The 24,085-nt window shown below is 42.5% G+C and carries 13 protein-coding genes; 8 read left to right on the top strand and 5 right to left on the bottom strand.

Features of this window, described 5'->3' with window-relative positions; genetic code table 11:
• A complete protein-coding gene (locus SNE26_RS07175) occupies nucleotides 1–1,554 on the top strand; it encodes a RagB/SusD family nutrient uptake outer membrane protein (RefSeq protein ID WP_321558681.1) in 1,554 nt (517 codons plus the stop codon).
• A gap of 540 nt (nucleotides 1,555–2,094) precedes the next feature.
• Here SNE26_RS07175 and SNE26_RS07170 read toward each other — a convergent pair.
• Nucleotides 2,095–3,567, bottom strand: a complete 1,473-nt coding sequence (locus SNE26_RS07170; protein ID WP_321558680.1) for an RICIN domain-containing protein — start codon at nucleotides 3,565–3,567, stop codon at nucleotides 2,095–2,097.
• An 863-nt stretch (nucleotides 3,568–4,430) separates the two neighbouring features.
• Between SNE26_RS07170 and SNE26_RS07165 the strand changes: the two genes are divergently transcribed.
• Complete coding sequence (locus SNE26_RS07165; RefSeq protein ID WP_321558679.1) at nucleotides 4,431–8,537, top strand: two-component regulator propeller domain-containing protein; 4,107 nt, start codon at nucleotides 4,431–4,433, stop codon at nucleotides 8,535–8,537.
• A 112-nt stretch (nucleotides 8,538–8,649) separates the two neighbouring features.
• Here the strand turns inward: SNE26_RS07165 and SNE26_RS07160 are convergent, their stop codons facing one another.
• From SNE26_RS07160 to SNE26_RS07150, 3 genes are all read right to left on the bottom strand, one after another.
• Nucleotides 8,650–9,672 (bottom strand): LLM class flavin-dependent oxidoreductase, encoded by a 1,023-nt coding sequence (locus SNE26_RS07160; RefSeq protein ID WP_321558678.1) that lies wholly within the window; start codon nucleotides 9,670–9,672, stop codon nucleotides 8,650–8,652.
• Between the two features lie 141 nt (nucleotides 9,673–9,813).
• Nucleotides 9,814–10,512, bottom strand: a complete 699-nt coding sequence (locus SNE26_RS07155) for a LytTR family DNA-binding domain-containing protein (RefSeq protein WP_321558677.1) — start codon at nucleotides 10,510–10,512, stop codon at nucleotides 9,814–9,816.
• Entirely contained in the window at nucleotides 10,509–12,110 is a 1,602-nt protein-coding gene (locus SNE26_RS07150; protein ID WP_321558676.1) for a histidine kinase, read from the bottom strand. Before SNE26_RS07150 ends, SNE26_RS07155 begins: the two co-directional genes overlap by 4 nt.
• Nucleotides 12,111–12,220: 110 nt before the next feature.
• Here SNE26_RS07150 and SNE26_RS07145 point away from each other — a divergent pair, with 110 nt between their 5' ends.
• From SNE26_RS07145 to SNE26_RS07120, 6 genes are all read left to right on the top strand, one after another.
• Nucleotides 12,221–14,569 carry a TonB-dependent receptor domain-containing protein gene (locus tag SNE26_RS07145; protein ID WP_321558675.1) on the top strand — a complete coding sequence of 783 codons (2,349 nt, stop codon included), beginning with the start codon at nucleotides 12,221–12,223 and terminating at the stop codon, nucleotides 14,567–14,569.
• Between the two features lie 118 nt (nucleotides 14,570–14,687).
• Nucleotides 14,688–15,959, top strand: a complete 1,272-nt coding sequence (locus SNE26_RS07140; protein WP_321558674.1) for a retropepsin-like aspartic protease — start codon at nucleotides 14,688–14,690, stop codon at nucleotides 15,957–15,959.
• A gap of 1,128 nt (nucleotides 15,960–17,087) precedes the next feature.
• Nucleotides 17,088–18,116, top strand: a complete 1,029-nt coding sequence (locus SNE26_RS07135) for a hypothetical protein (RefSeq protein WP_321558673.1) — start codon at nucleotides 17,088–17,090, stop codon at nucleotides 18,114–18,116.
• Nucleotides 18,116–19,231, top strand: a complete 1,116-nt coding sequence (locus SNE26_RS07130) for a hypothetical protein (protein ID WP_321558672.1) — start codon at nucleotides 18,116–18,118, stop codon at nucleotides 19,229–19,231. The genes SNE26_RS07135 and SNE26_RS07130 overlap by 1 nt, the downstream gene beginning before the upstream one ends.
• Before the next feature lie 154 nt (nucleotides 19,232–19,385).
• Nucleotides 19,386–21,467, top strand: coding sequence for a hypothetical protein (locus tag SNE26_RS07125; protein ID WP_321558671.1), 2,082 nt, complete (start codon nucleotides 19,386–19,388; stop codon nucleotides 21,465–21,467).
• Between the two features lie 11 nt (nucleotides 21,468–21,478).
• Entirely contained in the window at nucleotides 21,479–22,378 is a 900-nt protein-coding gene (locus SNE26_RS07120; protein ID WP_321558670.1) for a C1 family peptidase, read from the top strand.
• A 435-nt stretch (nucleotides 22,379–22,813) separates the two neighbouring features.
• On the opposite strand, the gene SNE26_RS07115 is transcribed toward SNE26_RS07120, so the two are convergent.
• Complete coding sequence (locus tag SNE26_RS07115; protein ID WP_321558669.1) at nucleotides 22,814–23,932, bottom strand: deoxyribonuclease II family protein; 1,119 nt, start codon at nucleotides 23,930–23,932, stop codon at nucleotides 22,814–22,816.
• Nucleotides 23,933–24,085: the final 153 nt, after the last annotated feature.

The raw sequence follows: 24,085 nt of genomic DNA, 5'->3' as shown, positions 1-24,085 counted from the left end.
ATGAAAAATATATATAAAGTCTTAACCGTGTTATCTGTTATTAATCTTGCAAGCTGCAAGAAAGGCCTTTTGGACAAGACGCCAAATGACCGTTTATCGCCTTCCACATTTTACCAAAATGAAACCCAGGTAAAAATGGCACTGGTTGGTATTTACAATGCCATACAACCTAATGCAACGCCGGCACAATTTTTTCAATTTGATTTTGAATCAGATAACGCCTATTGCCAGGATGCATGGCAAGGCTCGAAAGAAGTAGGAGAATGGCAAACAACATCCAATAGCTGGGCCCCATACGCTAAGTGGACACAGGATTATGCTATTATTTCAAGGGCTAATGAGTTTCTTAAGGATGTTGCCGCTGCAAGTATTGATGCTACAGTAAAAAGCCAAATGGCAGCGGAGGCGAAGTTTTTACGTGGTTACGCATATGTTGATCTAATCGCTTATTTTGGTGATGTGCCATTAATTACGCAGGTTCAGTCACTTTCAGACGCATATGTTTCCAGAACGGCCAAAGCCACTGTGTTAACACAGATCGTAGCTGACCTTACAGACGCCGCTGCGGCGCTGCCAACCTCCTATTCGGGTTCTGACGTGGGCCGTGCAACAAAAGGCGCCGCCCTGGCCTATAAAGCAAAAGTGCTTTTATATAACGGAAAATGGGCTGATGCCGCACAGGCAGCGCAGGATGTTATTGACCTTAAAGCTTATAGTTTATATTCCAATTATGGTTTGTTGTTTGATGAAACGCATGAAAACAACAGCGAAGTAATTTTTGATATCCAATATATACCAACCACCCAACCACAACCCTGGCCGTCATCTGCGTTATCTTTAAGCGTTTGGCCAACACCAAATGTTACCGCCGACTTGATAGATTCATACTATATGGCCAATGGGTTGCCAATTACTAATTCGGCTTCAGGATACAATGCTCAAAATCCTTATGTCAATCGTGATCCAAGGTTGGCTGCTTCGGTGGTGCTGCCGGGCTCTCAGTGGGGTTCAACCACCTATATTCCAGCCAATGATGTGGTTCCATCAGGGGCTCGTCCGCGCAAGTATGCGGCGATTGGCATTGCAGACCCCAATAATTGTTCCCTGAATACTATCCTGATGCGTTACGCTGATGTATTGCTGATCCGCGCCGAAGCCTTGATTGAATCCGGAAGCACTGCGGCAGAAATCTATACACTTATTGACCAGGTGCGGGCACGGGTAAATATGCCAACGGTTGAAAGTGTAGAAGGTTCCAGCTTGAGCCAGGCGCAATTACGTGCGGTTTTACGCCATGAACGCAGGGTTGAATTCTTTATGGAAGGTACCCGGTATGCCGACATATTACGATGGAAAGACCAGTCACTGGTTCATGACGTGTATGGTTATGACAAATCATTACTGAGTAACCCGGCAAGTGCATCTACCTGGAAATTTAGCCAGGTTAAGTTAGAAACCAGGACATTTAATGCAGCCAAAGGATGGTTATGGCCAATACCCCAGGCTGATATTGATATTAACAACAAATTGTTACCTAACAATCCGGGATATTAAGGCGCCGGAGATCACATCATAAAATGATGTGATTGGTAACCTATCTTAAAACATAACCCTCGGTAAAACTTCCCATTTGTGGCAGTTTATCGAGGGCTTTGTTTTAAGTAAAACACTGTCTGTCTTGCGCTTAGTTTAAAATCTGCTACGGTCGTGAAATAGCTAAAAGTATTTTCACTATACAGGATTGTCTTCCATGAATAATAGCAGATGAAAAGATATAATTGTGAAAATTATCCGGTGCATCAACTCGCCGACTTCACTGCACCCGTCACCCCTCTTTGCTTCACAAAAAGAGGGTCTACTTTTTTAATTTCCTGCCTCTTTACGCGCGGCGTAGAGAGCCCGGCGTTGCGTATACCGGGTGAGCCAAACACAACGCCATGTTATTTATTCTTCAATTTGGGCTTAAACAATTACTTATGCAGCAAATAATTAATAAAAAAGGTCGTCTTTTTTGGAGACAACCTTTTAAGCACGGGCTTGGGATATTAGATAAACTAAAGCAGGGAGCTTCTCCGGGCTATTAGCATTGTGATTTTATTGAGCAATAAGCTTCCATTGTTGATTGTAGCTTGAGCCCTGGTACCATTGTTGTACAGATGACCCGTTGGCAGTTAAACCACCTGTATCAAGGCATTTACCCGTCGTAAGGTTAATTACCCGGTAATAACCATCTCCGGTTGATACAAGCGACCAACGCTGGTTAGTACTTGTGCCTACCACGTACTGTAAAACATTTGACCCATCGGTAGTATTGGTACCCACATCAAGGCATTCTTTTCCTGTAACACAGCTTAAAGTATAATAACCTGCAGTATAGCTTATATTCCATTTCTGATTGTTGCTTGTTCCCGATGCCCATTGAGCTACCGCTGCACCATCGGTAGTACTGCCCAAATTATCAAGCATAAGGCCCGAGGCGCGGTTCTGAAGCTGGTACCGCCCGTCGGCAACCGGCCCTATCCATACAGGTGAGGCTGTAAGTTTCCATGACCACTTGAACATGTTGGCAGTGCCCGGGCTAACCTCGGTGAGGTTATTGTTTGCTGTGTACCAACGATAGGTATCAATATCATTAACACCCGACCACGCAATTGTTCCCATTGAATTATCCTTGGCATAAGCAAGTGATCCGGTCAGAAATGCCTGGTCAACATATACGCCGGTATCCCATTGCCACCAGAAACTCATGTTCCTGAATGTTTCGATACCGACCTCGGTAACTATGGTACGCGAAGCATAAGAGCCTGTCCTGGCCGACATGATACTGTAGTAGCTTGACCAAACATTGTACGAGCCCCAGAACCACCAGTAGCAATGCAGGCCAAGATATTGATTGGCTAATCTCGAATCGGCGCCAACAGCAGTTACGTCTGCAGCATAACCGGTACCATCCAGGATACATTTTCCATCGGCCGGGCTATAAGTGGTTAAGAAACCGGCATATAGGTTATTTAAATCTGTACTTGAGTAATCAACCGGCTCGTTGATAGGTTCATATAATACCGATGTGTTGTTTTTATATACATTATTTACAGTTGTCCACATGGTATGCCATTGGGCGGTATCAGGCACGTGGTGTACACCAACCGGCCAGTAGCACAGGATCACCTTGCAACCATTGGCTACAACTGCGTTAATAGCAGCCTGGTAAACCGGCCAATAGGTTGAGCTTGATGCGGTCCAGGGATTAATGGGCATCCTGATGGTGGTACCTCCGCTTGTTTTAACGGCACTGGATATACTGGTAGCCAAAGTGGCGGCCTGTGTTGCGGTGAGGGATGTTGTCATACCACTGGGCAATACAACCCTTCCGTCGCCCTCGTTTCCATTAGGGTCGGCCCAGTTTATACCCCTGAAACCGTTTGTATTGGTGGTTGAGAGGGCAAATGATTGTTTTCCAAACTTTTGACCTGATAGATCAGCGCCTTTTTGAATAGAATCTTTAGAACAGCCCATAGCCAGGACTAACAGGCAGCATAGTGCCCCGGTAGTTAAATTTTTTCTCATAATTTTATATTAGGTGTTAAATAAGTAGCTCTTTTTGATCAATCGGTTTTGATTTTTAGTACGGTGGGGCCCTTCCCTGCTTTAACACAAAGGGGATTCTATCAGTTAGTTGTAAACTAACCGATAGAATATTCAGGCACAAATCGAATATTCTCATGGTAGATGTCTTGAAAAAATTAGATTTTCCCGGCCAATAATTAACCCTCAATCACTGCTGGATGTAACCGTCAGTAATTTAATTAGCCAATAAAAATGGCTGTGAGTAACAATGGCAATTGAAAATCCGTGCTTATATGGTTGACCTAAATTTCTTTTAAAAAGCATGAATTGAAAAGGGGGTAAAGCCTCAATATTGAGGGGATAAAGTGGCACTTTATGAAGTTTTAACACAACAGCTTAGATTTTTATCAATTTTTTCTTCTCCGATTTAAATCACGCATCAATGCTTTCTGTTTATAATTATTGTTATAAATACAATTAATAATTTATTTAAATTTGATTGCCTTATAAACTTAATGCTTCAGGATTATATGAGAGGTTCTGCCAAAATTTAAGGAGACTGATGGATCATTTAATGAGTATTAAATGAGGTTTGAGCATTATCAATCCGAACATGAAGAATGTATCAAACCAAGATTTAATACTTCGACATTAAAAGACCGTTCGTCGGCATTTGTAGTACAGCTAATGTTTATGTGCGTACATTGCTGAATTGCCTTTATCCTGAAAAATATAAGTGTATTAAGTACAATATTTTAGTGGCTAACCTAACGAAGCAAAGGTTGTGATGCCTAACTTATACTGTAAAATTATTAGTGATAATACTGTATTGTATTTATCTAATTAAAAGTGATAACGGACTTATGTATAAAGCTGTCTTGTTTTTCCTGACTAATCTCCTGTTTGTAGCTGGCCTGAATGCACAGATTTCGACAAACTTTTCAACTAATGATGTAAGGAACTTTGCGTTGAAATCATATACCACTCATGATGGGCTGCCATCCGAAAATGTAACAGTGGCACTTAAAGACAGCCGTGGGTATATGTGGATAGGAACAGATAATGGGCTTTGCAAGTTTGATGGCTACACCTTTGAAAGTTTAGTAAATATTCCCGGAAACACGGCAAGTATAAGTTCAAATTTTATCAGTGCGCTGGCAGAAGATAAAAATGGAAAGATATGGGTTGGGACAATGGACGGCTTAAATGTTTTGGATCCCAATACGGAGAAGTTTGAACGATTTTATCATAGCGATAAGATCAACGAATCGGTAAGTAACAATAAGATTTTTTCCATCTTCTGCGATAGAGAAGGAACGATCTGGATAGGTACAGATGATGGTTTTAATCAATATATGGCAAATAAGCAATCATTTATTAGCTATAAACCCAATCCGGACGATCGATTTTCAATAAGAGGGAAGTCGGTAAATGCAATTGTCGAGGATGATAAGAAAAACCTGTGGTTGGGAAACTGGAACGGCGGATTAAATAAATTCGATAAAATCAGTAAACACTTCAGCAATTACCCGCAGACTGAATCCCAGCTTAAAAAAAGCCCTAATGATATTTGGAGCCTTTTTTACGATCAAAAAAACGGTTGTATTTGGGTGGGCACCTATTGGAGCGGCCTTTTTTGTTTTAATCCTAAAAACCAGCAATATATCCGATTTTCAAGTCATGATAATATTAATATAGGAGCTTTTAGCATTGATAAGGCTAATGACTCCACCTTAGTTGTTGGAAGCAACGGCGGGTTTTATTTTATAAATAAGGGCAATGGCCAATGGCGAAAAATTGGCAATGTTAATAGTACCGCAGATGGCTACGTTTACAATGATGGAGCAGGGATTATGTGGCTTTGCGGCAAAGATGCTTTAACAAAAGTTGATTTTACACAATATAAATTCCACTTCATTCCCTTATCAATCGCACCTCGCGAAGCAAAAAGTATGTTATTGCAAGGCAATATGCTGTGGCTGGCTACCAACGAAGGGCTTTATAAGTTTGATTTACTGAAGAGGACGACAAGGTTATTTCAACACACCAATGATCCCTCAAGTATTAGCAGCAATCAGGTTGGCAAAATATATTTAGACAATAGTGGCGTGTTATGGGCAGCAACCGAAAATGGGTTTGATAAGTTTGACAGCAGGAATAATAGGTTTATACACCACTTTCACCATTCAGCACTGAGCAATTTCTTTAATGAAGATGTTTTCAGGGACATTCTTGAAGTAAGCCCCCATAAATATTGGCTCGCTACAGATGCCGGTTTAAAGATTTATAATGAAGAAACACAGCAATTTAAACATTATTATAATGACGACAGAAACCCTAATTCAATTGCCAGTAACCATATTTATAACCTTTTAAAAGATAGCAAAGGCAATGTATGGATTGGAACAAGCGGAAACGGAGTCGATCGTTTTGACCCCAAAACCGGGATTTTTCATCACTATACTTATGATGATAAAATTGCAAGTAGCCTGAGCAATAATATTGTGCATTGTGTATTTGAGGATAGTAAAAAAAATATCTGGATCTGTACTGCCGACGGATTAAATAAATACGTTCAGGAAAGCGATTCTTTCGTTGTTTATTCACGTAAAAATGGATTTTCAAGCAACGTTTTCAGTAATGTGGTTGAAGATGAGTCGGGAAATCTTTGGATCAATTCTGCCACCGGGGTATCAAAGTTTACACCCCAAACATTAGCCATAACTAATTTTGATGAGGGCGACGGCGTGTTTTCGCATTCGCTTATTTACAAATCAGCAGATGGGCAAATTTATTTAGGAGGAAATTCAGGTGTAGTGGTATTCGATCCTTCAAAAATTAAGTTGAACGATAAAATCCCGCAGATTTACTTCACCGACTTCCAGGTGTTTAATAAATCTGTGAAACCGGGTGCCGATTCACCGTTGAAAAGGCCGGTAGGCGCAGCTGATACCGCCTTTCTTAATTATGATCAAAATGTATTTTCCATTGAATTTGTTTCGCTTAATTATACCCATTCGGAAAAAAATGTTTACCGGTATAAACTGGAAGGCTTTGATGAAAAATGGAACTTTAATGGTAACCAGCGAAGGGTTACTTACACCAACCTTAATCCCGGAACTTATACGTTTAAAGTTATAGCAAGCAACAATGATGGTATCTGGAACAGGACGCCTAAATCCCTGATCATCATTATTTCGCCGCCATGGTACCGTACCTGGTGGGCATATACAATTTACGTTATATTTATTGGAGGGATAGTTTATCTGTATCTTTTGTACCGTGACCGCCAGGCCAAATTAAAATATGAAATCCAGATAGCTCATTATGAAAGCGAAAAGGAAAAGGAACTCAATGAACGAAAGCTCGCCTTCTTTACCAATATCTCGCATGAGTTCAGGACACCTTTAACATTAATCATTAACCCTATTAAGGAACTTTTGTATAATGAAAAAAAGGCTGTGGACACCTCAAATTTAACCATCGTTTACAGAAATGCGCGCAGGTTATTAGGTTTGGTAGATCAGTTGCTGCTTTTCAAAAAGGCCGAATCAGAATCTGATCAGCTGAGAATAAGTAATGTTAATATAACCGATTTGTGTAAGGAGGTTTATTTATGTTTTGTACATGAAGCAAAAAGGAAACAGATCCACCTTGAGTTCGAGTTATCAACCGATTGTTTGAATATTTATATAGACCGGGAAAAAACAGAGATCGTACTGTTTAATTTGCTCTCGAACGCCATGAAGTTCACCCCAAAACTCGGGAAAATTCGTGTTTGTGCAGAAGAATCTGAACAGGCGGTTTCAATAATCGTCGAGGACACCGGTTGCGGGATTCCGCCAGAGGTGGGTGACAAGCTTTTTAGCCGGTTTTACCAGTTATCTGATTTGGCCAGTACGTCAAATGGAGGATTTGGCCTTGGGCTTTACCTTGTAAAAAATTTTGTAGAGCGTCAGGCCGGAATCGTTGAATATCACAGTCAGGCTGGAAAGGGAACAGCCTTTACAATTACTTTTAAAAAAGGAAAAGCGCATCTAAAAGATCAAATTATCTCAGAACAGCCAACGACTGCTTCTGAGTTTTTAAAAGAATTGATAGATTCTGAAACTACAGCCAATGATATAGTACCTGCAGCAGACCCTGGAGAGGAAGTATCAGTGTCTGAACTCAAAACACTGTTAATTATCGATGACCACGAGGATATGAGAGAGTATCTCCGCCAGATATTTAAACTTGAATATAATGTTCTTGTAGCGCCGAATGGTGAGGATGGAATCAAAATTGTTAATGAGCAGTGGCCGGATATCGTTATATGCGATGTCATGATGCAGGGTATGACCGGGATAGAAGTTTGTGCCGCTACTAAAGGGAATATGACAACTTCTCACATTCCTGTCATCCTTTTAACCGCAAGTGCGTCAAACGAAATCAAACTAAAGGGTATTGAGAGGGGCGCCGATGATTATATCGGAAAACCTTTTGACAAAGATATCCTGAAAGCACGGGTTAGCGGGCTGCTTAAAAGCAGAAACACACTTCAGCAATATTTTTATAATGAAATTACACTGAACAATAACCCGCACACTATCTCGATAGAATACAAAAGGTTTCTGGATTCCTGTATCCGGATTGTGGAAGAGCATATTACTGATCCGGATTTTAATCTGCAATCCTTAGCCTCCGAACTAAATATGTCTTATTCGGGGATTTACAAAAAAATCAAGATGATTTCAGGTCAGCCAGCCAATAGCTTCATAAGGGTTATCAGATTGCGAAAAGCTGCACAGCTATTTGTACATAGCGATCTAAATATATTAGAAACTGCTTACGCTGTTGGAATAAAAGATATCAAATATTTTCGCGAGCAGTTTAAGAAGGTATTTGATTTAAAACCTTCTGAATACATTAAAAAGTTTAGGAAGAATTTTAAAAACGCCATGGTTTACCAGGGGGCCGAAAGAAAGTAAACCTGTATTGCTGTATTGTTTATCCCTGCCTGAAAAAAACTACCCGCCCCCCACTCTTGAGCTGGCAATTTATTGATGTTGTCTTTGTTAAACGGGTGAATAAGTAGCTATTTTATCGCCAACCCAGTGCAGGGGCAACTTGCTCCAGAATAGCCGACAACACATGAACATTGTAATCGACGCCCAAAGTATTGGGTATAGTCAACAGCAGCGTATCGGCTTCCTGGATGGCTTCGTCCCGGGCCAGTTCCCTGATGAGCTGATCCGGTTCGGCAGCATAGCTTTTTCCAAAGACCGCACGTTTATCGGCTTCGATATAACCGAAACTATCGGCAGCTTTTGCTTGCTGTCCAAAGTAATACCGGTCCTGGTCGGTGATTAGTGCAAAAATAGACCGGCTTACGGATACTCGTGGCCCCCGTTCGTGTCCCGCTTTTTTCCAGGCGTCTTTATATAACCTGATCTGCTTAGCCTGTTGTACATGAAAAGGTTCACCGCTTTCATCATACTTTAAAGTTGAACTTTGCAGGTGCATGCCGTGTTCGGCCGCCCAAATAGCGGTAGCATTAGAGGCGGCGCCCCACCAGATACGTTCATGCAAGCCTTCCGGGTGCGGTTCCAGGCGCAACAAGCCAGGTGGATTGGGAAACATCGGGTATGGGTTGGGCTGCGCGAACCCCTTCCCTTTCAGTTTATCCAAAAACTCCAGTGCTTTGCGGCGTCCCATTTCTGCATCAGTTTCTCCTTCAGCAGGCTCGTAACCGAAATATCGCCAACCGTCGATCACCTGTTCCGGCGAACCCCTGCTGATTCCTAATTGTAAGCGCCCGCCGGAGATCAGATCGGCGGCACCGGCATCCTCTACCATGTACATCGGGTTCTCGTATCGCATATCAATCACTCCTGTTCCGATCTCTATTTTACTGGTTTTTGCGCCAATTGCAGAAAGCAAAGGAAACGGCGATGCTAACTGGCGCGCAAAATGGTGCACCCTAAAGTAAGCGCCATCCAAACCGATCTCTTCGGCCGCAACAGCCAGGTCAATCGACTGAAGCAAGGTATCCCCTGCCGTACGGGTGTTGTAGGAAGGATGGTCGGACCAATGTCCAAATGATAAAAATCCAATTTTCTTCATAGATGGCTTGCTTTATTTGCAACAAATGTACGCATCATTTCAATTCGATCCAGACGGGTGCATGGCTGCTGCTGCCTTCACAGCCACAGAAAATGTTTATCGACTTGCGCTGCTACTAAACCTGGGGCGATAATTAATTGATTAAATCATTTTACTGCGCAGTTCTTTATATCGTGACCGGCCCACCGGCAGCAATCTGCCATTTGTTAGCCGAACAGCATACTTACCGCCGGGTTCGATGACCAGCTTTTCCACTTGTTTCAGGCTGACGATATACGAGCGATGGATCCGGGTAAACTCACCCGGAGGCAGGAGTTGTTCCAGCGCATCAAGGCTTTTGTCATGTAGTTCCTGGTTTCCGTCCTCCAGATGAAGTTCGCTGTAAATACCGGCGCCTTTAATATAGTTGAGGTGTATGGCTTTTATCATTTTGATCATACCCCCTTTTCTCACCGCTAAGTACTTTAGCCCGTTATCGGATATTTTGCTTCTGGTATTCAGCCGTCCAAAAGCCTGGAACAACCGGCCTTCATCAAACGGCTTGGGCACAAAATCTAATACACCATAAGAAAAAGCTGTAATAGCTTTATCGGTATAGGCCGAAACGATAATGGTATGGAAAGGCCGGGCCACCATAGTCTCCAGCACTTCAAAACCGTCTTCGCCATTCAGGTTCAGGTCCAGTAACAGCACATCAACGGGTGAATGTTCCATGAACTCCAGGCCTTTGGACAGCGTGTCGCATAGAGTTAGCGTTAGCTGCTGCTCAAAATATGCCCTGGCCATGCGCGCCAGCCGTTTGGCTATCCGGGCCTCGTCTTCTATGATCAAAACATTCATAAGTCAATGCGGATTATACTTCGCCAGCCTCCTGCAAAAGGTTCTGAAGTAAAGCCCCACCGGTCACCATAACTTTCTTTCAAGCGCGCTTCAATATAACGAAAGCCGTTGCCGCTTTTACGTCCGTTTTTTATCCGGTTCTCTGCAAATACCTCAAAGGTATACTGTTTATGAGTGTTCATGTGCAAAAATGCAAGCAGGAAACGTATGCTGCCGTCATGGAACGGGGCGCTATGTGTTATCCCATTCTCCAGCAGGGTATGAATAATTGCCGGCGGGATCAATTCATCATCCTGTATTCCCTTCTCTTCCCATATATACGTAACCTCCTTACGGAACTGCATAACCAACAAGTGTTGCCTGCAAAGGTCGATCTCCTGCCGGATGGAGATAAGCGAATGTTCAGCAATTTTGTTCATCAGGTCAAATTCCTGCGAGAGTGCCTGAATGAACTGAACACCCTGTGCAGGAGATTCTTCCACCCAGTCCATAAGGGAAGTGAGGGTATTACGCAAAAAGTGCGGTTGGATATTTTTTTTGATGAGTTCCAGTTGCAAGCGGGAAGACAACAACAGCGATGCATGGTGCGCTTCCTCCAGTTGTTTTGCCCCGAGGGTTTGCAGGTAAAGGATGCAAAGCAGGATCATCGTAAAGGCGATATATAACCCAAAATCGTAAAATATATACTGGTTAATGACCATAGAAGCTGCAAAACCGCACAGCACCAACACGCTTCCCCGCTGCCTTTTGGCCAGGGCGTACAACAAGAGCAGTACCGATGCGATCCATAGTATCAGACTGTATAAATGGGTTGTCAGATCATAGTGACCATACTCAAGAATATATATGGATGACAAAGTAACAAGCAATATGACTATGAGCGGTAGCTTGTACGGCACGTTAAAGTAAACCGCGAAATACAAAGGGATGAGAACCGCTATCGCAAAGGTAAGCCAGCCTACAATGATTAGGCGGGTATAAAACTGCGTATAGGGAATATCGATATAATATTTCAGATATTCCATAGCCAGCAGTGTGAAGAACAGAAAGCAGACCAGCGCGAAAAGTAAGGTTGTACGTTGCTTGTGCCTGCTGTTGGCATACAAAAACGTGTAGTAGATGGCGGCGATAAGAAAGGCGCCCGCCATCAGGTTGACCAGGGAAAGTTCGACAAGCGGCTGACGCAGCATTTTCAGGTAGCTGTCTGGTTTGGCCATTACCTCACGCTCGGCTTCCAGCAGGTATTTTTGGGTTCCCCTGATCACGACCTCGTGTTTGCCGAGGCCTGAAAGTTTGTCCGGAACCTGGTAATAGCTTGTTTCCGTACCGGGTACTTCAGGCCGGCCCGGAGCAGCCGGCACCCCATTCTGTCCAACCCTAACACCATCCCAATATACCACAAAGGCGCCGAAACTGTGCACAAGCAGGCCCAGGGGTGAACTGAACTTTTTTTCCTGCAGATTGATCTCCACACGTGCAGTAAAAGTGGTATCTGGCCGGCTGATTACCGCATCCGATGCTTCGTAACGGATCTCCCGCTGGCAGGAGGTAAAAACAACAAGCTGCAGGAACAGAAGAAAGATACACCATTTTTGCATACGATAAAGGTAGGCAATCGCCTTTTACTTTTTAGTGCAGCAGGAAAGCCGCTGGTGCCGTTCGCATGTTTTTTTGAGCCATACCCGTTGCCGCTCTTTAATCTTGTGGCATGAGAACCATCCTGATCCTTTTTCTTTTTATTTGGCTGAGCAGGCCCGGCACTAAAGCCCAGACCCTTAGCGGAACATTAGCCGACCGCAATACACATCACCCTATTGCATATGCAACGGTAAGCCTGCTGGATACAACCGGCAAACCGGTTTTAGGCACTATGACCGATGTAAAAGGCAAATTTGTACTAAAGCTAAATAAAGAGGGCGTTTTTATGCTGAATTGTAGCTTTGTAGGTTATGAGCCCCTTTCCCAAAGCGTGACACTTACCGGTGCCGGCACTGATCTGGGCAATTTGTTAATGATACCAGATGCACTTCAGCTCAACGAAGTAACGGTTTCCGGCCAGCAACTTGCCCTGCACCTACAGCCTGATAAAAAAGTTTTTGAAATAGGCAAGGATGTCCTTTCTCAAAATGGTTCTGTCAGTGACGCGTTGAACGGCATCCCCTCAGTTGCCGTTAGCCCGCAGGGCGAGGTTAGTTTACGCGGCAATACAGGCGTTACTGTATTGGTGAACGGGCGGCGCTCGGGGCTCACACAGGGGAGCGCCTTAGAGCAATTGCAGGCCGACCAGGTAGAGCGTATCGAAGTGATCACCAGCCCTTCAGCGCGTTATGATGCTTCGGGCAGTGCGGGTATTATTAATATTGTCCTGAAAAAAAATAAAAAGTCGGGCTTTAACGGACAACTGAAGGCAGTGGCAGGGGTACCCAATGATACCCGGATCAATCCCAGTCTGAACTATAAGTCGGATAAGTTTAACTTTTTTTCTACCCTTGGTATGCGTAAGTCAGATTATAAAGGGCTCTACACCACCGATCAGGTTACCGGTGCCAGCAGCCTGAAGATGGGGCAGGACGAGAAAAGGCACGACGACGGGAAAATGCTATACCTCGGTGCCGATTACTTTATCAGCGACAAGCGTACCATGACCGCTGCCTATCTCTGGAACGGGACGCATGATCACGACAAAACAGTACTGAACTATAACTACAGTAGCCCGGCGCCAGACAGCGCGCTGGTACGGAACGGCGAATCATGGGAGCAGCGAAACTACAACCAACTGGAATATAATTATACACAGTTGTTTTCCCATGCCAAACAAAAGTGGACTGTTGACCTTCAATACGATTGGTGGGACAGTAACAAGGACTGGGCCTTGGCTACCCGGAAGATTTATCCCGTATCTTTCGGCTATCCAAACATCCGTACGAATACCCGTAATGAGAACCGCGACCTGCTGGTTCAATCGGATTGGGCGCAGCCCATAGGCAAAGAAACCTTGCTCGAACTGGGTATCAAGACCGAGAACCGGCATGTGCAGTACGATTTTTTTGCCCAACAGCAAACCGGGGACGATTATCTGATTTATAAAGGCCTCGATAACGGGTTGGATTACAGCGAACGTATCCATAGCGGTTATGCGCAGTTGGAAAGTAAAGCAGGAAAGCTCAGGTGTCTCGGCGGGCTTCGCCTTGAAATCACCGGCATCCGTGCATCCGGCCGGGATGGTCAATATCAAAGCCGCAAGGACTATGTACGCCTGTTCCCGACATTGCACCTGGATTATTCCCTGAGCACCGTTTCAACATTGCAGGTACATTACAGCCGTCGCATCAGTCGCCCTTCGCTCTACCAGCTTTCTCCTTATATGGAATTGACGGACCTTAACGCACAAAATACCGGCAACCCTGATCTGAACCCTGCCTATTCAAACCTCTACGAATCCGGGTTCCTTTACCGGGGCGGCACGTTGACAGTTAACCCGTCGTTATATGTTCAGGATTCTCAGCACCCGATAACGGATTACACCTTCCGTAATACAGAGGGTACGTTTATTACGCTTCCTGTTAATATAACCCGTGAGACCAGACAGGGTTTTGAGTTGAATGTGATGTATAATCCGTTGAATGTGCTGCAACTCAATGCCGATCTTAATTTGTATCACTTCCGGCAATCGGGGACTTATCGTGGCTTTGATTTTGGCTTTTCCGGCGGTTCTTCTTCAGGAAGGTTCAGCGCACAATGGAAGCTGGCTAAAACGCTGAGTGCCCAGGGACGTTATTATTATAACGGCCCTTCGGCAAACGCGCAGAGCCGCAACCGGGCCACCCACTGGGCGGACTTCGGCATCAGTAAAAACCTGCTTGCTGACCGGCTTTCTGTGGTGACCGATGTTACCAACATCTTTGATTCGCGCCGTTATCGTACCACAACCACCGGGCCGGGTTATGTATTCTCTACTATGAGCCGCTTTAATGGTGCTCGTTACCGCCTGAGTATAGTTTATAAATTTAAGGGTAATACAACGGTGCGTGAAGCCAAAACCGGTAATCGGAATTGATTATATGAAAAGGGAATGATTTTTCCTTTTCTATGTCGATCAGGGAAAGGCAGGTTTTGTTACCTCCGAAACTGTAACCTGATAACGCCACTCCAGTCTAATCATTAAAAGCGGATAAATGAAAACTTTAAGGTCAACTATAGGGATGCTGACCATGGCATGTGGATTTGTAACTGCTCTCCTTTTAACGTTAGGGCAATTCGCCTTTGCGCAAAGCCATCTGCCTGTTGTACGGGCTTCTTCCAAAACCGCCAGCATCAGGGACGGAAAGCACTTTAAGCCGGGTTACTGGGCGATTATGCCTGAAAGGAAACCTGATTATTACTACCCTGAAATTCCTGAGAAACCCCATAAAGTGACTTTCATCACAGATCTTGATTCCATTTCATTTGATGTCGCCTATGGAAAGAATTATGACTTTATCATTTTACTGAACGGAGAAGACAGCTGCTATACCCGCATTTCAGCCCGGTACAAAAACCTTAATGCTTCCACAAGAAAAATTGCCGACGCCGGGCCAGATACCATTCCATTTACATTGGGCGACAATCGTAAAATATACGTAAACGCAAAACTAAATGGCTCGAAGGTCACCAATATACAGCTCGATCTGGGCGCAGGAGGAACCCTCATCAATAAAACTTCCGTTGGGAAAGTAAAAATGAATTTTGATGGGAAGGTTACCCTTACCAATTCGGATGGTGTAAACCAGGTACAGTCGGCCAGTAAAAATCTTCTGCAAATCGGGAACCTGGTTTGGGACAGCGTGGCCATCGCTGTAGCCGGTAATATGAAAGATTACGAAGACCTTTTAATCGGCAATTCTTTATTTAGAGACAAAATCCTGGAAATCAACTACAACAAGAAAATATTAGTTGTTCATGATGTCATACCCCCTCAAATAACCGCTTATTCCCGTCACGACATGGTACTTGATGGCGGCGTTATACCGTACATAGCAGTAAATCTTACCATTCGTAACAATACACAAACAGGTTGGGTCATGTTTGACACAGGTGCGCGCACCTCTATTTTAAATAGCTTGGATGCTCCAATGGCTTACCGGATAATGACCGAACTGTCAGGCATGATCGGTTTGGATGAGACGATTACCCCAAAGCTACGCATCGGCAATTACCAGCTTTCAGGATTTGAATATAAGACACGGGATATGGGTAAAGAAGGGCTGCATATGATCCTGGGCAACGATCTGCTAAAAAGGTTCAACCTGATACTCGACAATAAAAATGGCCATTTATATATGCAACCCAATTCGCTTATAAATGCACCATACCGAAAACGTGATGAATATTATGTGGTACGGATAGTTACGGGATTGGTAATCTTTTTGGCCGGCATCCTGGCGTATGTAAAAATGAGAAAGAAATAAATTAAAGAAACCGTTCGCTCAGTTTATTATGCGCTAAAGGATACCGGCGCTGACAGAAGCTATTTTTGATCTTACCGGAAAGTGGATTAGGAAACTGCCATTTGATATGAGTAAAGTTTAGGCTGACTATAATTCGGCATCAATGGTTGTATTATTACGAATACCTGTTAGAGACAACGTCTAAACCTATTGCAAATTAAATGTGTTATTAATAGATACCCATAATTTTCAAATATTCATCAATCCTTGAATTCTGAAATGAGTTGATGCCTTTGCTGATATGTAAAACAAGGATCTTTATTGCATGTCCGACATTACTATTATTCCATCATAGTTGTCATGATTTGGGAATTCAAATAAGGTATCGCAATTTTTCTTTAGCCTTGTTTGATGTTGCTGTGCGATTTCAATTAGCCAAAATCTTCAATTTTTTTGGGACATGCGGATAAGGGCTATCGTCTGCATGATATCGAACTATATAAACCTTTGATTTTTGATCCCTAACTGTCCGTAACCGGGACTATGCGTTAAGGAATTCGATTCATTAAGTACATTGGAGCAGTTTTAGCTTTGCCCGGGCAGCTGAAATCAAACCGCCTCATTGGGCAAACGAATCTTCTGAACTCATATTAGCAAATTTAGAGAGCCCTGATTGTGCGTAAATAGAGTCAATCCCCGGTTTTAAAGTTTAGTCTTTAATTTAATTCACTCTCCGTCCGTTTGGAGAAACTACTACTAAAAATACAATTGCTTTCCTTCGCCCGGTTTTGATCCTTATTTTAATAAAAAAAAGAAAAACATTTAGCAAGAAGCACCAATAATATTTTTCTTTTTTATATATTACGAACTGTAACTTAGGCATATAACGCTCATTATTAGACTATTATTTTTTTTAAAAGATATTTTTTTAACCTAAACACAATTATCATGTTCGACAATGTCGCTTTTAATGTATTTATAGGATTAGTATTTGTTTTCCTAATTTACAGCCTGCTTGCAACTATAATACAAGAGATCGTTGCGCGATGGTTGACGCTACGGTCAAGAATGCTTCAAAAAGGAGTTCGGAGAATGTTGCAGGACCAAGAAGTCAAACATACTGCCACATTAAAAAGAGTATTTTATGAAGTGAAGCAGAATATTCAGCGCTTTTTTTTCCCATACCTGGGCATGGATAATTCCCTTTTTAAGGCATTTTATCAATACCCAACCATTAAATACCTCACCGAAAGTAGTTGGAATAATAAGCCCGCCTATATAGACCCTACGGCATTTTCGCAAACAATAGTGTATTTGCTTCAGGGCAGCCAGGCAAGTGGTACAGCAAATGCTGCTGATCGAATTAAGAATGTACTTTTTACTACTAAACTCACTAACGGCCCCGCAGGCAACTCGATAAAAATCCAAAAGGAAACATGCGAACATATGGCCCAGCTCTGGAACGATGCGTCCGGCGATATTAACCAGTTCAAATTAAACCTGGAAGGTTGGTATAATCAGACTATGGACCGTGTTTCTGGTTGGTACACTAAACAAACAAAACTGATCCTGTTTTTTATTGGCCTTTTTATTGCCAATGCCTTTCATGTTGATACAATTGCGATTTACAAGTTACTTGCAAAAAACAGTACTGCCCGAAATGACCTTGTACAGCTTGCAATCAGCCGGGGCACCAAAGAGAATACTCAAACTGCTACAATGGATGATGAAACGCTCAAGGCTGCGAGCACTACGGTCAGAGCAGATATTGCCCAGGCCTCACAAATCCTATCAATAAATAATCCTGAGAATGATAGCTGCCTGGTCTGCCGCATTTTTCAAAAACAACAGTCGGAACTAATAACGGCAGAAAATGACTTGAAAAAAAAGAAAGATTCGACATCCAACGGTTTTAAGAGAATTAAACAACAGCAGGGGCAATTAAATTTAATGATAAGGAATTATTCGCCGGCATGTAAAAATGCTACTCATTTTAAATATCCAGGCAAGCTATCGCCGGGATACTTACTCACTGCTCTTGCGATTTCCTTAGGGTCAACATTCTGGTTCGATCTGTTAAACAGGCTGGTACAGCTGAGAGGCACGGGGGCCAAGCCCGACGACAGCAGTAAAAATACCGGCGGTTTAACCAATCCCCCAATCAAACCCGTTGGATAATGAAAATCACCGTAAGCAAATATCTAAATGCCCGGATTGGATCACCATCCGTAAATGCAACAATAAAAACCTATAAAAGCCCCGGCGATGTTTTAAGTATTGACGCAGCAGTCATTGGCGATGATATCGAAGGAAATGCAATTTGGTACCATAATAGCGAAGACCTTTGCTATTACTGGAGCGGAGGTATAGAGGAGATAGAATTCGCCATGGCTACAACTGATATTGGAAAAAAAAAGGAAAACACTATGTTGCTTTATACAGAGGCAAAAGGTTATTTCTGGCGAAAATTCCGCGAACTTTATCCAACAATTAATGGTGTGGGAATTGAACATGATCCTATTTATCTCCTTAAATTTCAATCTGCAAATCTGACGTCAGTAAATATTCCCGCAGCATTGTATTTCAAGGGTTTTAAGATCAACACATCGATTATATTATCCACCAACAGTATATTTAAAAGCCATGCGCTCGGAGATAGTATTTCCAGGGCAAAATTAAACGAGTTTGGAAGTTGTGGGATCAGGGTAAAGGGTTCTGCTACTAACAATTCCGGTGATTACATCCTTACTAATTACCACGTCGTAGCGCCAGACCTTCTTTTAAAAAAAATATTTAATTACTCAGCTGATGATGACACCGCCGTACTGGACTGTAACATGCCTTCATGGACGAAGGCTCCAAACCTTAACAATAGGATCGGCTTTTTGTATCAGGGCCAATTCGACGAATGGAGTGATATCGGAATCATAAGGCTAAATCCAGGTGTTTCCTTGTTCAACACAACGTTCAACGGCAAAAAAATCAACGGGCACCTGGACGTGTTCGGAGATGTAGATTACGAGGCCAAACCGGTTGTTTTATATGGCGCCCAAAGCGGTGAAAAGTTTGGTATAATTCAATCAGTTAATGCCTCTCAAAAGTTTGAGCTTTCCGGCCAGACGTACTTCAAGGACAACCTCATACAAATAAGTAATGCAAGCGATCATGGAGATTCAGGCTGTCCTGTAGTTCTCGGAAGCAAAATAATCGGCCTTTTAATAGGATCGGATGCATTGTCAAGCTATGTTATCCCGATTCAACGGATGCTCAATCATTTTAAACTTAAGCTTTAACAATATGAAACGGCCCCTCGCCTTTATCCTCCTGTTGTTTTCTTTGACGTGCAGTGCTCAAACAACTAAAAAAATTAATTACGACCTGATAACCGCAAAAAAATTACCTGAACTGACCGCGGGTGAGATCCTGATCGTGGAAAAAATTCTTTCCATGAAAAAAGCCAATGAGCTGACAATGGAGTACAATGGCGGAAATCCTTTAACCGGAACAACAGCCGGAAGTGGAAATGCAATTTCCAAGAAGTTTAAGATTCCAAATGGCGCGAAAGAATTGACTGTTAAATACGGCACTGATGAGGATAATGAAATTACTGTTCAATTAGCTGGCGCTAACAGCTCAAACGAAAATCATGATTCAACTTCTCCTGTAGATTTAACCGTTATTGAAGATGATGACGCCTTGGACAGGGCGATCTGGGCTGCAATAAAAATTGAGGCCTACTGGTTTCACCAGGGCAACTCAAAATCGGTCAAAACCGAACAGATGAAGAAAGTCCTGGTGCGATTTATTGACGCAGAACGATTGAAAAACATTTACGGTGACAATTATGGAAACTGGAAGGATAAAAATCCATTTGTCAAAGACATTGATTTCACTAAATTATATCCGGCGCCAAAGTACAGTGAACTGAACGCAGGCATTGGTGATTTAGCAGGCAGCTTTGATGTAACGAATTACGTACAGGCATTTGCAGATTTCTTACGTGACCGTATTAAACAGGAATTGACCATTGCCTACCTCCAAAAATTCAAGCAAACTTTGGACGAGAATAAAGAAATCCGGGAATTATTGCCGAAGACCTGGTCCACTTTCAAAGACAATAATATTTTCAATCTTCCGAGTATGGGTGCGACCTATAAAGATGCATTTGCGGATGACCTGGCAAATTTAACGGACAACTTCTTCTACTATATAAAGCGCAATCATTTCGAGGGGATGCCGGATGCTAACAAAGATGCCTTTACTATTGGCAGTTCAATGTATGCCTTCATTAACCAGATGGCTAATGGAGATCATCCCTCTACCGCATTACATACCGTTGCGCTTCAGAACCCTTATAATAGTTCGGCTAAACTAAAAAGCACCTATATCATCGCACTTACTGATATGCTTTCTCAAAACTTAATGGGAAAGACGGGGGATAAGTGGATTGAGCTTAAAACCGTTTCAAAACTAAATCCCGACATTATCCGAATTTTTTTCGCGTTGCTCTACGATAAATATCCGCAGTTATTTGACAGCAAAGAATTTAGCAATAGTTTGCTTGATTTAGCTAAAAATGATAAACTCCAACAGCGTTTCAATGACATTTACAACTTCGTTGTTCTGGCTCAAAACATCGATAATAAAATATCAGATTTCCAAAAACTTAAAGCGAATCCCGGCGCCATTTCCCTTGCGGATCAAAAACAAACCGCGCTGGATTTTTTCTTGAGCAATTCCGAATTACTTACCGGTCTTATAAAATCAACCTTTTCTATCGTTAACCCCGATGAAGTCAATAAAGAACAATATACGATGATGCTTTCGAGTCTTAAAGATGCGATAGATATTGCGAAAGCCATCCGATCAAATAGCCTGCCTAAAGCGACAAACGCTGCAATCTCTTTGATTACGACTGTTGTGGGTTCAGAAAAGAACATAAAATGGCTTACGCCGCTTAAAAACATACTGGCTTTTGCCAATGATATGGTTGCAGCAAAGTCATCTGATGAGATAAAAGCGGTAATTGAAAATTACGCTGCACCTGTCCAGTCCTACCAGGTAATCCGGAAATCCAACTTTTCAGTCGCTTTAAGCGCATACCCTGGTCTTTATGTTGGCACAGAACGAAACAGGCAAACGAATACTAAACTATTTAAATACGGAACTTTTGGTGTGACAGCTCCGATCGGTTTCGCATTCAGTTTCGGAAGCAGTGCAAAAGACAGCTGGTCAAAAACATTGTATTTAAGTGTTTTGGACATTGGCTCGGCTTTAAGCTACCGTTTTAATAATACAACGACTGATATCCCGGATAAGATAAAGCTTGCCCAGATTTTTTCGCCCGGAGCCCATTTTATATGGGGAATAAAGAAAAGTCCTCTTGCTATTAAGGTAGGCTATCAGTATGCACCAGAACTGAGGGACATTACTACTCAAACCGTTACTGTAAATGAGGCCGGGGTATGGCGTTTAAGTGCAGGGCTTTCTGTTGATATCCCGGTATTTATTTTTACAAGCAAACATTAGCAGACAGGAAGATGAAAAGATTTTTAATGCTGTCTGTGTTAACGTTATGGGGTTTAAACGTTTACAGTCAAAACAAGATAGATTTTTCCGGTTGGGCGCCATCGAATCTCGATCAATACAAAGGTACCTGTTATGCCTATGCCACTACTTATACAGCCCTCACAATTAAGCTTGCTATTAAAATAAACTTAAGCTCAGCACAGGACATTAATGAAAATGCTTTTTCGCCCGCATTTACCGCTTCAAGGTTACAACAACATAAATCTTTTTTAAAAAGGATTTTTACTTCATGCAGCGTCGGCGGAAATATAGAAAAAGCGGCAGAGATACTGAAAAACGAGGGTGCCGTCCCCGTCAAAAATTTCCGAAGGCATACAAATACAACTGAAACAGAGCTGAGCAACGCCGCAGGTTCAACTGCTGATAAATCACTACCTATCAGCAGTTGCTGTTATGCAGTTCAACCTGCTGAGTTGGCCGATGCTGCCGCATACAGGATCCAAGGATTTGAATGTATTATCGACACCAATACTTCCAGGGAAAATACCAGCACGATTGTTGAAATATTGAAAAAATATCTTAAAGTGAAGGAACCTGTTATTTGTGCCATAAGGCAAACCTCAAAGTTGAGGAGCAATACAGATCTCATCTACCACATCGAGAGCGACGTTGATGCCAATAATAATTATAAAACATCTAATCATGCAATCTGCATAGTAGGGTTTAATGATGAGATTAACGGCGGCTCTGTTTTAATTAAAAACAATTATAAAACTTTTGGCAGCAATGGTTTGGCATGGATCAATTATGAGGACTTCAAAAAGTATCTCAGTTATGCCATCGTATTGAAAGCTTTCAACGCTGATACCTTTCCGATGCCATTGAAATATGATAAAGCAGAATTATTCTGATCCGGAATTGAAACCGAATAGTGGCTGTTTTATGTGAAGTTAACAAAAAATCATGTGTCTTAACTCTCCGCCAAGCACTATCCAATTAAAACAAAATAGCTATAAATGAATTATTTACAGCTATTTTTGTTTTTAGCCCACACTTAAATACACAATAACAGGATGCCCCCGGGGCCCTACCTTTACGCAAAGGTTCGAACGCCTTCAGCACATCGTTTATTTTATTATAATTGCCGGAGGCTATTGGTTATTAAAATAACCTTCACTTGCCCACCTGACATGACTTTCAAGGAAGATAATTTCCTGATAAAGAAAGCCCCCCTAACTTTTCTGCAAATAAAAATCCTGATTTATGCAGGATTTTTATTTAATATTATTTACATAAGTTACTGACCTTCATAACTAATCGTCAAAAACCAAAACATCTGGTCTTCTTTATTTGCCCACATCCATGTCCCTCAAAGGCGCCTCAGCATGAAGATGGTGCGTTTTTTGGATCAGCACATGGGCTTCGGTCCTGTTATGGCCCGGAGGTGCTAAAAGCAAACTTGTTTTGGACAAGCCCGACCACAAAGTTTGATTTTGAAAAGCGATAGTGCAACCGCCACGTCTCCTTTGCGAAATCATGCGGTTAATATCGCCCACACAAACCCAGGGGGTATGTAATGTAACTCCCCATTTGGCATGATCATGTGTTTCGGGCCAGGCCCAGTGCGCCCCCATGAAACCTAAGTTGATGTATTTGATATCGAAAGTTTTATGAATGCCATCGCTATCGGCAATAGGTGGAATAGGACCGCGAATCCATGTTTCAATGTCTAAATCATCTTTTAGGATGGGCCCTACCAATTCGTTCCAAAAATCTTTATTCCATTCCCGGTTCTTGGCTATGACTTTGAAAGGCATACCCCCAATAGACTTTAAGTCGATAAAGTCACCCAGGGCAACCGGATGGCTCGCCAAAGGCTGTGTCAGCGAATGCAGATCGGCTGTTGTGGGCAGGTTGGCGATATTATGGAGATAGATCTGCGGCTCCTGATGGTTCAGCATTTGTTTGGCAATAAGATTAGCGGTATCTAAATCCAATGAAATACACAGGTAGGTTTGCCCGTATTTGGGCGTAGGATCTTTGATAGCACCAGGATCTGCAAACTTTGGCCATGAGTGAAGTAACCAAAATGCAGTTTTAGATTCGGTATCAAATGCCAGCACCCCCTTAGTATGCCCTTTGGTTCCATCATCATGTTTATTGACACTTTCGGGCATCTCGTCATTATAAAGAACCCATCCGGTACTTGGGGCAGGTGATTTGAAGTTTTTGAACACAGAATCCATCGTAAGATTAAGTGCCCCTTTGTCGCCATTCAAAACATTGAGTGATTTGGTAATTGTTCTTTTTCGGGGATCAGTATTGGCATCGATAGTGGAGTCGTAATAAACATATTCGTACCCTGTAGCTTTGTCATTACCCACACCTCCGTCAAGTTGCGGAACTTTGTAGATAAACCACCAGTCAACTGGCGCGCCATTCTCATCAAGCGCAGAAATTTTCATACTTTTTTTGGTTAGGTTGAAAAATTGATTGATTAATTGCTTGCAGGCATTGATGAGGTTTGCAATAAAGATAAAGTAATACCGAGCATAGATGCCCACGTAATTTCACGGTATTTTCAGAAGAGATTCCCGTATTTTTACGGATAAAAATAC

The organism is Mucilaginibacter sp. cycad4, assembly GCF_034263275.1.
Lineage (GTDB): Bacteria > Bacteroidota > Bacteroidia > Sphingobacteriales > Sphingobacteriaceae > Mucilaginibacter.
This window is presented reverse-complemented; position numbering and strand designations above follow the sequence as displayed.